Origin of the sequence: Escherichia sp. WS3227_2, from assembly GCF_046486495.1 — a bacterium.
GTDB classification, from domain to species: domain Bacteria; phylum Pseudomonadota; class Gammaproteobacteria; order Enterobacterales; family Enterobacteriaceae; genus Escherichia; species Escherichia coli.
In genome coordinates, this window is record NZ_JBJQLG010000005.1 from 298,620 (window position 1) to 312,042 (window position 13,423).

General features: G+C 52.9%; 8 protein-coding genes and 3 other RNA genes. 6 read left to right on the plus strand and 5 right to left on the minus strand.

The annotated features are described in order from the left end of the window. The first annotated feature begins 166 nt into the window (after nt 1-166). A complete protein-coding gene (gene ychO, locus ACJHXB_RS09890; RefSeq protein ID WP_024177827.1) occupies nt 167-1,561 on the plus strand; it encodes an inverse autotransporter invasin YchO in 1,395 nt (464 codons plus the stop codon). Here the strand turns inward: ychO and narL are convergent, their stop codons facing one another. After that, a complete protein-coding gene (gene narL, locus ACJHXB_RS09895; RefSeq protein ID WP_000070491.1) occupies nt 1,562-2,212 on the minus strand; it encodes a two-component system response regulator NarL in 651 nt (216 codons plus the stop codon). Beyond that, on the minus strand, nt 2,205-4,001 hold the full coding sequence (narX, locus tag ACJHXB_RS09900) for a nitrate/nitrite two-component system sensor histidine kinase NarX (protein WP_097446932.1): 1,797 nt from the start codon (nt 3,999-4,001) through the stop codon (nt 2,205-2,207). The genes narL and narX overlap by 8 nt, the downstream gene beginning before the upstream one ends. 338 nt (nt 4,002-4,339) lie before the next feature. Here narX and narK point away from each other — a divergent pair, with 338 nt between their 5' ends. The 5 genes from narK to narI all read left to right on the plus strand — a co-directional run bounded on the left by narK (nt 4,340) and on the right by narI (nt 12,787). Continuing rightward, nucleotides 4,340-5,731 carry a nitrate transporter NarK gene (narK, locus tag ACJHXB_RS09905; RefSeq protein ID WP_000019836.1) on the plus strand — a complete coding sequence of 464 codons (1,392 nt, stop codon included), beginning with the start codon at nt 4,340-4,342 and terminating at the stop codon, nt 5,729-5,731. 393 nt (nt 5,732-6,124) lie between these two features. Continuing rightward, a complete protein-coding gene (locus tag ACJHXB_RS09910; protein ID WP_097446931.1) occupies nt 6,125-9,868 on the plus strand; it encodes a nitrate reductase subunit alpha in 3,744 nt (1,247 codons plus the stop codon). Then, complete coding sequence (gene narH, locus ACJHXB_RS09915) at nt 9,865-11,403, plus strand: nitrate reductase subunit beta (protein WP_000702660.1); 1,539 nt, start codon at nt 9,865-9,867, stop codon at nt 11,401-11,403. The genes ACJHXB_RS09910 and narH overlap by 4 nt, the downstream gene beginning before the upstream one ends. Further along, the gene (gene narJ, locus ACJHXB_RS09920; RefSeq protein ID WP_097438560.1) at nt 11,400-12,110 is read left to right on the plus strand and encodes a nitrate reductase molybdenum cofactor assembly chaperone; all 711 of its coding nucleotides are present in this window, start codon (nt 11,400-11,402) and stop codon (nt 12,108-12,110) included. Before narH ends, narJ begins: the two co-directional genes overlap by 4 nt. After that, nucleotides 12,110-12,787 (plus strand): respiratory nitrate reductase subunit gamma, encoded by a 678-nt coding sequence (gene narI / locus ACJHXB_RS09925; RefSeq protein WP_001160110.1) that lies wholly within the window; start codon nt 12,110-12,112, stop codon nt 12,785-12,787. The genes narJ and narI overlap by 1 nt, the downstream gene beginning before the upstream one ends. 184 nt (nt 12,788-12,971) lie before the next feature. Here the strand turns inward: narI and ACJHXB_RS09930 are convergent. The 3 genes from ACJHXB_RS09930 to ACJHXB_RS09940 all read right to left on the minus strand — a co-directional run. Beyond that, a non-coding RNA gene (locus tag ACJHXB_RS09930) (RtT sRNA) lies at nt 12,972-13,103 on the minus strand. A gap of 46 nt (nt 13,104-13,149) precedes the next feature. Beyond that, a non-coding RNA gene (locus ACJHXB_RS09935) (RtT sRNA) lies at nt 13,150-13,281 on the minus strand. 47 nt (nt 13,282-13,328) lie between these two features. Continuing rightward, nucleotides 13,329-13,423: non-coding RNA, RtT sRNA (locus tag ACJHXB_RS09940), on the minus strand; the annotation flags it as partial.

The following is a 13,423-nucleotide window of genomic DNA, read 5'->3' on the forward strand; positions in this document are numbered from 1 at the left end:
GGAATTAGACACTCATCTTCTATCTTACTGCTTCTGCAGCGTCTGACCAATCGGTCACATTTTTAAGGATTTTCCTGAAAGCGCGAGAAAATACGACAAAAGTTGCCAGTAATCGTTATTCTTTAGGGCTATGGTTTTTCATTTTTTACCGGAAGTTACCGACGTTTTGAGCCGTTTCGTTCCTCGCATTATTCCGTTTTATTTACTCTTGCTGGCGGCAGGCGGTACAGCTAACGCACAATCTACCTTCGAGCAAAAAGCGGCAAATCCCTTTGATAATAACAATGATGGTCTGCCGGATTTAGGCATGGCACCTGAAAATCATGATGGGGAAAAACACTTTGCTGAAATTGTGAAAGATTTCGGCGAAACCAGTATGAATGATAACGGGCTGGATACTGGCGAGCAGGCAAAAGCTTTCGCATTGGGAAAAGTCCGCGATGCGCTTAGTCAACAGGTTAATCAGCACGTAGAGTCCTGGCTATCACCGTGGGGAAATGCCAGTGTTGACGTCAAACTGGATAACGAAGGACATTTCACCGGCAGTCGTGGAAGCTGGTTTGTGCCGTTACAAGATAATGATCGTTATCTCACCTGGAGCCAGCTGGGTCTTACTCAGCAGGATGATGGGTTGGTGAGCAATGTGGGCGTTGGGCAACGCTGGGCGCGCGGCAGCTGGCTGGTGGGTTATAACACTTTTTATGACAACTTGCTGGACGAAAATCTTCAGCGAGCGGGCTTTGGTGCCGAAGCGTGGGGCGAATATTTGCGACTATCGGCAAACTTTTACCAGCCGTTTGCTGCATGGCATGAACAGACAGCCACGCAGGAACAACGGATGGCGCGCGGGTACGACCTGACAGCCCGGATGCGCATGCCGTTCTATCAACATCTCAATACCAGTGTCAGCGTAGAACAGTATTTTGGTGATCGTGTTGATTTGTTTAACTCTGGTACGGGTTATCACAATCCCGTCGCGTTGAGTCTGGGATTAAATTACACCCCTGTGCCATTAGTCACTGTGACGGCCCAGCATAAACAGGGTGAAAGTGGCGAGAATCAAAATAACCTCGGGCTGAATCTTAATTACCGCTTTGGTGTACCGCTCAAAAAACAACTTTCTGCGGGCGAGGTTGCCGAAAGTCAGTTGTTACGTGGTAGTCGCTATGACAATCCGCAGCGAAATAATCTACCGACTCTTGAGTACCGACAGCGAAAAACGTTAACGGTGTTTCTGGCGACACCGCCGTGGGATCTAAAACCTGGCGAAACAGTGCCGCTGAAATTACAAATCCGCAGTCGCTACGGTATTCGGCAACTGATTTGGCAGGGCGATACGCAGATATTAAGTTTGACGCCGGGCGCACAAGCCAACAGCGCGGAGGGCTGGACGCTGATCATGCCTGACTGGCAGAACGGGGAAGGGGCAAGCAATCACTGGCGATTGTCGGTGGTGGTGGAAGATAACCAGGGGCAGCGTGTCTCCTCCAATGAGATCACGCTAACGCTTGTCGAACCGTTCGATGCATTGTCAAACGACGAACTGCGCTGGGAACCGTAATCAGAAAATGCGCTCCTGATGCACCCATACCGCTGCTTCCACGCGAGACTTGAGCTTCATTTTCTTCAGCATGTGTTTGACGTGCACTTTTACTGTGCTTTCGGTGATGTCCAGGCGGCGGGCAATCATCTTGTTCGGCAAACCCTGGGCAATCAGCTTGAGAATATCGCGCTCGCGTGGGGTTAACTGGTTAACATCGCGTTCAGTAGTGGCACGGTTAGCGCGCAAGCTGGCGGCCAGAACAGGCGTTAATGCTTCGCTTAATACCATTTCGCCAGCAGCAGCCTGATGCAATGCTTTCAGCAGATCTTCCGGTTCCATATCTTTTAACAGATAGCCATCCGCGCCGCGTTTCAGTGCGGTGACCACATCTTCTTCATGGTTAGAGACGCTGAATACCACAATGCGCCCGGAGAGGGACTTTTCGCGCAGTTTATCCAGCGTTTCCAGACCGTTCATGCCGGGCATATTGAGATCTAACAGGATCAGATCGGGATCAAGAGACTCCGCCAGTTCAATACCCTGTTCGCCATTACTCGCTTCGCCAACCACGGTGATATCTGGTGCCATACTGATAAGCTGTTTTACGCCAGTTCGCAGCATCGGGTGATCGTCGATCAGCAGGATAGTAGCCGGTTCCTGATTACTCATGGGTATCTCCTTGGACGTCTGTGAAAGTTTTTTCGGGAATAAAGGTGACAACCACTTCGGTGCCACCTGATTCACGACGGCGGACGCGGCAATCGCCTCGTAAACTTTGCGCACGGTCGCGCATTATTATCATGCCGTAGTGATTGCTGCGGATGGCATTTTCAGGCACGCCGCAGCCGTTATCCTGGACGGTCAGTTTGACCTGATTATCGTTTTGCGCCACCGTCACCACGACTTCACTCGCTTGCGAATGTTTGAGGGCGTTACTTAATGCCTCACGGGCAATTTGCAACAAGTGGATTGCCTGATGCGAAGGCACCAGACGAGGCGGCAATTGATAATCCAGCTTCACCAGGAAGCCAAATTTGGCGCTGTACTCTTCGCAACTCGCCTCCAGCGCCGGACGTAATCCAGGCTCGGTGAGCTGCAAACGGAATGTGGTGAGCAATTCACGCAACTGCGCCCAGGATGCATTCAGTTCGTTACGGATCTGACTTAACAGTTCGCGGCTGCTTTCTGGCAGCGCATCGCCCTGCATCTGTAAACAACTCACCTGCATCTTCATGCAAGAGAGAGATTGGGCAATAGAATCATGCAGTTCGCGCGCAATGGTGGCACGCTCTTCCATCACGATCAACTGTTGCTGACGTTCCTGATGGCGATCCAACGCCAGCGTGGCGGTGAGTTGTTCAACCAGGGTATCCACCAGTTGTTGTTGATCATGGCTAAGATGACGCCCCTGCGGCAGGGTCGCCAGCAAAATACCGTACTGCGTATGAGAGTCAGCCAGCCGCCACTTCAGGGTTGTGCCGCGATCGCCAACGGGTAATACGCCGCGCGGGCAGAGCTGGCAGCCTTTATCATCACAAGTCATATCTGGCTGGCAGGTAAACTCCTGATGATTCTCTTCATCATCAGTGTCATACACCCGCAGTTCAATATCACGTAGCAGGGTCAAATTCTGTAAGCCGTTGAGTACAGGTGACAGGCGTTCACACAGCGGGGCGCGGGAATGCAAACGGCGGTTAGCCTGCCATAAAAAAGAGAGGATCTGATTTTTATGCTCCAGCCCGGCAGTTTTCTCCTGAACCCGCTGCTCAAGTACGGCATAACTTTCGGCCAGTTCTGCAGACATATTGTTCAACGCAGTTCCAAGCATCGCCATTTCGTTGCGCCCGCTGATGTTTGCGCGTTGGGTAAAATCGCGATGGCTGACGGCACTCGCCATTGCCAGCAGTTGTCGCCACGGTTGTAGCAGTCGCGCCCGCAACCAGATAATAGTGAACACCAGTAAAAGTGCCATAAATACCGCCATTACCCGATGGACCAGTACCACTGTCTCAATGCGCATTTCCGTGGTGCGGTCAAAACCAGATACCAGCTGATCAAGCCCGGCAACAAACTGGCTGACATCCGCTGACACCGTTTCTCGGTTTTGTGCACGCATCAGCGCAGGGATCAGTTCATTACGCCAGTAATCTTGTAAACCCTGTAATTGCGCCAGTTGTCCGTCTCGTTCTGCTGCTCGGGTTAACTCGGCGCTAAATGCTGTTTGTTCCATCTCTTTAATTAAGGGCTTGTCTTTCTCGCTTAATGGCACTGCTGCCAACAGACGGTAACTTTGCATGCGCAGCGATCCCGCTTTGTTGATCGCATGGGCGCTGCCCTGAACGCCTTGCACCAGCCAGCCAGAAACCGCCATCCCTGCCAGTCCAATAGCAGTAGAAAGCAACACAATAAGCGCAACCTGATTAACCAGGGTGAGCGGAGAGAGACAACGTTTAAGCATGCAAACCTCTTCCTTCAGGCTTTAAATGAGCAATAACCTTAATGAATGTGACGATACATTCTGGAATGGCAGTATTCTCGGCTATTGGCTGAAGTATACCCATACCCGGAAAGAGTTACTCCTTATTTGCCGTGTGGTTAGTCGCTTTACATCGGTAAGGGTAGGGATTTTACAGCACCGTGAAAAATCTCATAATTTTTATGAAATCACTGTACTCACTATGGGTAATGATAAATATCAATGATAGATAAAGTTATCTTATCGTTTGATTTACATCAAATTGCCTTTAGCTACAGACACTAAGGTGGCAGACATCGAAACGAGTATCAGAGGTGTCTATGAGTCACTCATCCGCCCCCGAAAGGGCTACTGGAGCTGTCATTACAGATTGGCGACCGGAAGATCCTGCGTTCTGGCAACAACGCGGTCAACGTATTGCCAGCCGCAACCTGTGGATTTCCGTTCCCTGTCTGCTGCTGGCGTTTTGCGTATGGATGTTGTTCAGCGCTGTTGCGGTGAACTTACCGAAAGTCGGTTTTAATTTTACGACCGATCAGCTATTTATGTTGACTGCGCTGCCTTCGGTTTCTGGCGCGTTATTACGTGTCCCATACTCCTTTATGGTTCCTATCTTCGGTGGTCGTCGCTGGACGGCGTTCAGCACCGGTATTCTGATTATTCCTTGCGTCTGGCTGGGTTTTGCCGTGCAGGATACCTCCACGCCTTATAGCGTCTTCATCATCATCTCTCTGCTGTGCGGCTTTGCTGGCGCGAACTTCGCTTCCAGTATGGCAAACATCAGCTTCTTCTTTCCGAAACAGAAGCAGGGTGGCGCGCTGGGTCTGAATGGTGGTCTGGGCAACATGGGCGTCAGCGTCATGCAGTTGGTTGCTCCGCTGGTGGTATCACTGTCGATTTTCGCAGTATTTGGTAGCCAGGGTGTCAAACAGCCGGATGGGACTGAGCTGTATCTGGCTAATGCGTCCTGGGTATGGGTGCCGTTCCTTGCCATCTTCACCATTGCGGCGTGGTTTGGCATGAACGATCTTGCTACCTCGAAAGCCTCCATCAAGGAGCAGTTGCCGGTACTCAAACGGGGTCATCTGTGGATTATGAGCCTGCTGTATCTGGCAACCTTCGGCTCCTTCATCGGCTTCTCCGCGGGCTTTGCGATGCTGTCAAAAACGCAGTTCCCGGATGTTCAGATTCTGCAATACGCTTTCTTCGGGCCGTTTATTGGTGCGCTGGCGCGTTCTGCAGGTGGTGCATTATCTGACCGTCTGGGCGGAACTCGTGTCACACTGGTGAACTTTATCCTGATGGCGATTTTCAGCGGCCTGCTGTTCCTGACCTTACCGACTGACGGACAGGGCGGAAGCTTCATGGCGTTCTTCGCAGTCTTCCTGGCGCTGTTCCTGACAGCTGGGCTGGGTAGTGGTTCCACTTTCCAGATGATTTCCGTGATCTTCCGTAAACTGACAATGGATCGCGTGAAAGCAGAAGGGGGTTCTGACGAACGTGCGATGCGTGAAGCGGCAACCGACACGGCGGCGGCGCTGGGTTTCATCTCTGCGATTGGCGCGATTGGTGGCTTCTTTATCCCGAAAGCGTTCGGTAGCTCGCTGGCATTAACGGGTTCGCCAGTCGGCGCAATGAAGGTATTTTTGATTTTCTATATCGCCTGCGTAGTGATTACCTGGGCGGTATATGGTCGGCATTCTAAAAAATAAATCTTAATATTTGATTATCCTTTGCGCGGCATGATGTCGCGCTTTTTTTATCTGTCGTTTAGTTACAACATACTCATGTGTGAGTGGCTTATTTCGCCGGATTTCATTAAGAGCCATTAATATGTTACCCATGGGGAATACTCCTTAATACCCATCTGCATAAAAACTTTAATAGTTTAAATAACTATAGATATAAAATTTCTTAATTAACAGTTGGTTATGTTGCAATTGTTAATTATCCTAAAGGGGTATCTTAGGAATTTACTTTATTTTTCATCCCCATCACTCTTGATCGTTATCAATTCTCACGCTGTTTCAGAGCGTTACCTTGCCCTTAAACATTAGCAATGTCGATTTATCAGAGGGCCGACAGGCTCCCACAGGAGAAAACCGATGAGTAAATTCCTGGACCGGTTTCGCTACTTCAAACAGAAGGGTGAAACCTTTGCCGATGGGCATGGCCAGCTTCTCAATACCAACCGTGACTGGGAGGATGGATATCGCCAGCGTTGGCAGCATGACAAAATCGTCCGCTCTACCCACGGGGTAAACTGCACCGGCTCCTGCAGCTGGAAAATCTACGTCAAAAACGGTCTGGTCACTTGGGAAACCCAGCAGACTGACTATCCGCGTACCCGTCCGGATCTGCCAAACCATGAACCTCGCGGCTGCCCGCGCGGTGCCAGCTACTCCTGGTATCTTTACAGCGCCAACCGCCTGAAATACCCGATGATGCGCAAACGCCTGATGAAAATGTGGCGTGAAGCGAAAGCGCTGCATAGCGATCCGGTTGAGGCATGGGCTTCTATCATTGAAGACGCCGATAAAGCGAAAAGCTTTAAGCAGGCGCGTGGACGCGGTGGTTTTGTTCGTTCTTCCTGGCAGGAAGTGAATGAACTGATCGCCGCCTCTAACGTTTACACCATCAAAAACTACGGCCCGGACCGCGTCGCTGGCTTCTCGCCAATTCCGGCAATGTCGATGGTTTCTTACGCTTCCGGCGCGCGTTATCTCTCGCTGCTTGGCGGTACTTGCTTAAGCTTCTACGACTGGTACTGCGACCTGCCTCCTGCGTCTCCGCAAACCTGGGGCGAGCAGACTGACGTACCGGAATCTGCTGACTGGTACAACTCCAGCTACATCATCGCCTGGGGTTCAAACGTGCCGCAGACGCGTACCCCGGATGCTCACTTCTTTACTGAAGTGCGTTACAAAGGCACCAAAACTGTTGCCGTCACGCCTGATTACGCTGAAATCGCCAAACTGTGCGATCTGTGGCTGGCACCGAAACAGGGCACCGACGCAGCAATGGCGCTGGCGATGGGCCACGTAATGCTGCGTGAATTCCACCTCGACAACCCAAGCCAGTATTTCACCGACTATGTGCGTCGCTACACCGACATGCCGATGCTGGTGATGCTGGAAGAACGCGACGGTTACTACGCCGCAGGTCGTATGCTGCGCGCTGCCGATCTGGTGGATGCGCTGGGCCAGGAAAACAATCCGGAATGGAAAACTGTCGCCTTTAATACCAATGGCGAAATGGTTGCGCCGAACGGTTCTATTGGCTTCCGCTGGGGCGAGAAGGGCAAATGGAATCTTGAACAGCGCGACGGCAAAACTGGCGAAGAAACCGAGCTGCAACTGAGCCTGCTGGGTAGCCAGGATGAGATCGCTGAGGTGGGCTTCCCGTACTTTGGTGGCGACGGCACGGAACACTTCAACAAAGTGGAACTGGAAAACGTGCTGCTGCACAAGCTGCCGGTGAAACGCCTGCAACTGGCTGATGGCAGCACCGCCCTGGTGACCACCGTTTATGATCTGACGCTGGCAAACTACGGTCTGGAACGTGGCCTGAACGACGTTAATTGTGCAACCAGCTATGACGATGTGAAAGCTTACACCCCTGCCTGGGCCGAGCAGATTACCGGCGTTTCTCGCAGCCAGATTATTCGCATCGCCCGTGAATTTGCCGATAACGCTGATAAAACGCACGGTCGTTCGATGATTATTGTCGGTGCGGGGCTGAACCACTGGTATCACCTCGATATGAACTATCGTGGTCTGATCAACATGCTGATTTTCTGCGGCTGTGTCGGTCAGAGCGGGGGGGGCTGGGCGCACTATGTAGGTCAGGAAAAACTGCGTCCGCAAACCGGCTGGCAGCCGCTGGCGTTTGCTCTTGACTGGCAGCGTCCGGCGCGTCACATGAACAGCACCTCTTATTTCTATAACCACTCCAGCCAGTGGCGTTATGAAACCGTGACCGCAGAAGAGTTGTTGTCGCCGATGGCGGATAAATCCCGTTATACCGGACATCTGATCGACTTTAACGTCCGTGCAGAACGTATGGGCTGGCTGCCGTCTGCGCCGCAGTTAGGCACTAACCCGCTAACTATCGCTCGCGAAGCGGAAAAAGCGGGCATGAATCCGGTGGATTACACCGTGAAATCCCTGAAAGAGGGTTCTATCCGTTTTGCGGCAGAACAACCAGAAAACGGTAAAAACCACCCGCGTAACCTGTTCATCTGGCGTTCTAACCTGCTCGGTTCTTCCGGTAAAGGTCATGAGTTTATGCTCAAGTACCTGCTGGGGACGGAGCACGGTATCCAGGGCAAAGACCTGGGGCAGCAGGGCGGCGTGAAGCCGGAAGAAGTGGAATGGCAGGACAACGGTCTGGAAGGCAAGCTGGATCTGGTGGTGACGCTGGACTTCCGTCTGTCGAGCACCTGTCTCTATTCTGACATCATTTTGCCGACGGCGACCTGGTACGAAAAAGACGACATGAATACTTCGGATATGCATCCGTTTATTCACCCGCTGTCTGCGGCGGTCGATCCGGCCTGGGAAGCGAAAAGCGACTGGGAAATCTACAAAGCCATCGCGAAGAAATTCTCCGAAGTGTGCGTTGGTCATCTGGGTAAAGAAACTGACATCGTCACGCTGCCTATCCAGCACGACTCTGCCGCTGAACTGGCGCAACCGCTGGATGTGAAAGACTGGAAAAAAGGCGAATGCGACCTGATCCCAGGTAAAACTGCACCGCACATTATGGTCGTAGAGCGCGACTATCCGGCAACTTACGAACGCTTTACCTCTATAGGCCCGCTGATGGAGAAAATCGGTAACGGTGGTAAGGGTATTGCCTGGAACACCCAGAGCGAGATGGATCTGCTGCGTAAGCTCAACTACACCAAAGCGGAAGGTCCGGCGAAAGGTCAGCCGATGCTCAACACCGCCATTGATGCGGCAGAGATGATCCTGACGCTGGCACCGGAAACCAACGGTCAGGTAGCCGTGAAAGCCTGGGCTGCCCTGAGCGAGTTTACCGGTCGTGACCATACGCATCTGGCGCTGAATAAAGAAGACGAGAAGATCCGCTTCCGCGATATTCAGGCACAGCCGCGCAAAATTATCTCCAGCCCGACCTGGTCTGGTCTGGAAGATGAACACGTTTCTTACAACGCCGGTTACACCAACGTTCACGAGCTGATCCCATGGCGTACGCTCTCTGGTCGTCAGCAACTGTATCAGGATCACCAGTGGATGCGTGATTTCGGTGAAAGCCTGCTGGTTTATCGTCCGCCGATCGACACCCGTTCGGTGAAAGAAGTGATGGGCCAGAAATCCAATGGCAACCCGGAAAAAGCGCTCAACTTCCTGACGCCGCACCAGAAGTGGGGTATCCACTCCACCTACAGCGACAACCTGCTGATGCTGACTTTAGGTCGCGGTGGTCCGGTGGTCTGGTTGAGTGAAGCCGATGCTAAAGAGCTGGGTATCGCCGATAACGACTGGATTGAAGTCTTCAACAGCAACGGTGCACTGACTGCCCGTGCGGTTGTCAGCCAGCGTGTTCCGGCAGGGATGACCATGATGTACCACGCGCAGGAACGTATCGTTAACCTGCCGGGTTCAGAAATCACCAGCCAGCGCGGCGGTATTCATAACTCGGTCACCCGTATCACGCCGAAACCGACGCATATGATCGGCGGCTATGCCCATCTGGCATACGGCTTTAACTACTACGGCACCGTAGGTTCTAACCGCGATGAGTTTGTTGTAGTGCGTAAGATGAAGAACATTGACTGGTTAGATGGCGAAGGCAATGACCAGGTACAGGAGAGCGTAAAATGAAAATTCGTTCACAAGTCGGCATGGTGCTGAATCTCGATAAGTGCATCGGCTGCCACACCTGTTCAGTTACCTGTAAAAACGTCTGGACCAGCCGCGAAGGCGTGGAATACGCGTGGTTCAACAACGTGGAAACCAAGCCGGGCCAGGGCTTCCCGACTGACTGGGAAAACCAGGAAAAATACAAAGGCGGCTGGATCCGTAAAATCAACGGCAAACTGCAGCCGCGCATGGGTAACCGTGCCATGCTGCTGGGTAAAATCTTCGCTAACCCGCATCTGCCGGGGATCGACGATTATTACGAGCCGTTCGATTTTGATTATCAGAACCTGCATACCGCGCCGGAAGGCAGCAAATCGCAGCCGATTGCCCGTCCGCGTTCGCTGATTACCGGCGAACGTATGGCGAAAATCGAAAAAGGGCCGAACTGGGAAGATGACTTGGGCGGTGAGTTTGACAAGCTGGCGAAAGACAAGAACTTCGACAACATCCAGAAGGCGATGTATAGCCAGTTCGAAAACACCTTCATGATGTATTTGCCGCGCCTGTGCGAACACTGCCTGAACCCGGCATGTGTGGCGACCTGCCCGAGCGGTGCGATTTACAAGCGTGAAGAAGATGGCATCGTCCTGATCGACCAGGATAAATGCCGTGGCTGGCGTATGTGCATCACCGGATGCCCATACAAAAAAATCTACTTCAACTGGAAGAGTGGTAAGTCTGAGAAGTGCATCTTCTGCTATCCGCGTATTGAAGCGGGTCAGCCGACGGTGTGCTCTGAAACCTGTGTCGGTCGTATCCGTTATCTCGGCGTGCTGCTGTATGATGCGGACGCCATTGAACGTGCAGCCAGCACCGAGAACGAGAAAGATCTCTACCAGCGTCAGCTGGAGGTGTTCCTCGATCCGAACGATCCGAAAGTCATAGAGCAGGCAATTAAAGACGGTATTCCGCTGAGCGTTATTGAAGCCGCACAGCAGTCGCCGGTTTATAAAATGGCGATGGAATGGAAACTGGCGCTGCCGCTGCATCCAGAATATCGCACACTGCCGATGGTCTGGTACGTGCCGCCTCTGTCTCCGATTCAGTCTGCAGCAGACGCGGGTGAGCTGGGCAGCAACGGCATTCTGCCAGACGTCGAAAGCCTGCGTATTCCGGTACAGTATCTGGCGAATCTGCTGACCGCCGGTGATACCAAACCGGTACTGCGCGCGCTGAAACGTATGCTGGCGATGCGTCATTACAAACGTGCTGAAACCGTTGACGGTAAAGTCGATACCCGTGCGCTGGAAGAGGTCGGTCTGACCGAAGCCCAGGCACAGGAGATGTACCGTTATCTGGCGATTGCTAACTACGAAGATCGCTTTGTGGTGCCGAGCAGTCATCGTGAACTGGCGCGGGAAGCCTTCCCGGAGAAAAATGGCTGCGGCTTTACCTTTGGTGATGGCTGCCACGGTTCAGATACCAAATTCAATCTGTTCAACAGCCGCCGTATCGATGCCATCGACGTAACCAGCAAAACGGAGCCGCACCCATGATCGAACTCGTGATTGTATCGCGTCTCCTTGAATATCCGGATGCTGCTTTATGGCAGCATCAACAAGAGATGTTTGAGGCAATTGCTGCGTCGAAAAATCTGTCGAAAGAAGATGCCCATGCGCTGGGCATTTTCCTGCGCGATTTAACGACGATGGATCCGCTCGATGCCCAGGCGCAGTACAGCGAACTGTTCGATCGTGGTCGCGCCACGTCGCTGTTGCTGTTTGAACACGTTCACGGGGAATCCCGCGATCGCGGTCAGGCGATGGTGGACCTGCTGGCGCAGTACGAGCAGCACGGCTTGCAGTTAAACAGCCGCGAATTGCCGGACCATCTGCCGCTGTATCTGGAGTACCTGGCGCAGCTGCCGCAAAGCGAAGCCGTGGAGGGTTTGAAAGATATCGCGCCGATTCTGGCATTGCTGAGCGCGCGTCTGCAACAGCGTGATAGCCGTTATGCCGTGCTGTTTGATCTGCTGCTGAAACTGGCGAATACCGCTATCGACAGCGACAAAGTGGCGGAAAAAATTGCCGACGAAGCGCGCGACGATACGCCGCAGGCGCTGGATGCTGTCTGGGAAGAAGAGCAGGTTAAATTCTTTGCTGACAAAGGCTGCGGTGATTCAGCAATCACTGCTCATCAGCGTCGCTTTGCCGGTGCCGTCGCGCCGCAATATCTGAATATCACCACCGGAGGACAGCACTAATGCAATTCCTGAATATGTTCTTCTTTGATATCTACCCGTACATAGCCGGGGCGGTCTTCCTGATTGGTAGCTGGCTGCGTTATGACTACGGGCAGTACACCTGGCGCGCGGCGTCCAGCCAGATGCTGGATCGCAAAGGGATGAACCTGGCGTCGAACCTGTTCCATATCGGGATTCTGGGGATTTTTGTCGGTCACTTTTTCGGTATGTTGACGCCGCACTGGATGTATGAAGCCTGGCTGCCGATTGAAGTGAAACAGAAAATGGCGATGTTTGCTGGTGGTGCCAGCGGTGTGCTGTGTCTGATTGGCGGCGTGCTTTTGCTGAAACGTCGTCTGTTCAGCCCACGCGTGCGTGCAACGACTACCGGAGCGGATATCCTGATCCTGTCGCTGCTTGTTATCCAGTGCGCGCTGGGCCTGTTGACCATTCCGTTCTCCGCCCAGCATATGGACGGTAGCGAGATGATGAAACTGGTTGGCTGGGCGCAGTCGGTAGTGACCTTCCACGGTGGCGCTTCTCAACACCTTGATGGTGTGGCGTTTATCTTCCGTCTGCACCTGGTGCTGGGGATGACGTTATTCTTGCTGTTCCCGTTCTCACGTCTGGTGCACATCTGGAGCGTACCGGTGGAGTATCTGACACGTAAGTATCAGCTGGTGCGCGCTCGTCACTAAGCGAATTTTAGTTTGCATAGACCCCGCTTCGGCGGGGTTTTTTTATGGGCACGGTACGGGGTGAGTTGTCGGATGCGCTTCGCTTATCCGACCTACAGGGGAGGATATTGTAGGTCCGGTTAACGCGGTGCCATTGGGCAGAACTAGCTCGGAGTAACAGGTTTTGAGTATTTACAGGAAGTGATGGTGGTGGGGGAAGGATTACTCAGCGCTGCGCGCTTCACCCTTCGGGTCGTTGCCTGCGGCAACGCTTTCTCGCTGGCGCTCGAGTCGAACATTGGTCGAAGCTTCTCATCCTTCCCCGCATGGGCAGAATATTTAATCGCGGATTCGTTTGAGAGTTCACGGACTTTTGAAAGTGATGGTGGTGGGGGAAGGATTACTCAGCGCTGCGCGCTTCGCCCTTCGGGTCGTTGCCTGCGGCCACGCTCTCTCGCTGGCGCTCGAGTCGAACCTTGGTCGAAGCTTCTCATCCTTCCCCCGCTTGGGCAGAATATTTAATTACGGATTCGTTTGAGAGTTCAGGGACTTTTGAAAGTGATGGTGGTGGGGGAAGGATTACTCAGCGCTGCGCGCTTCGCCCTTCGGGTCGTTGCCTGCGGCCACGCTCTCTCGCTGGCGCTCGAGTCGAACCTT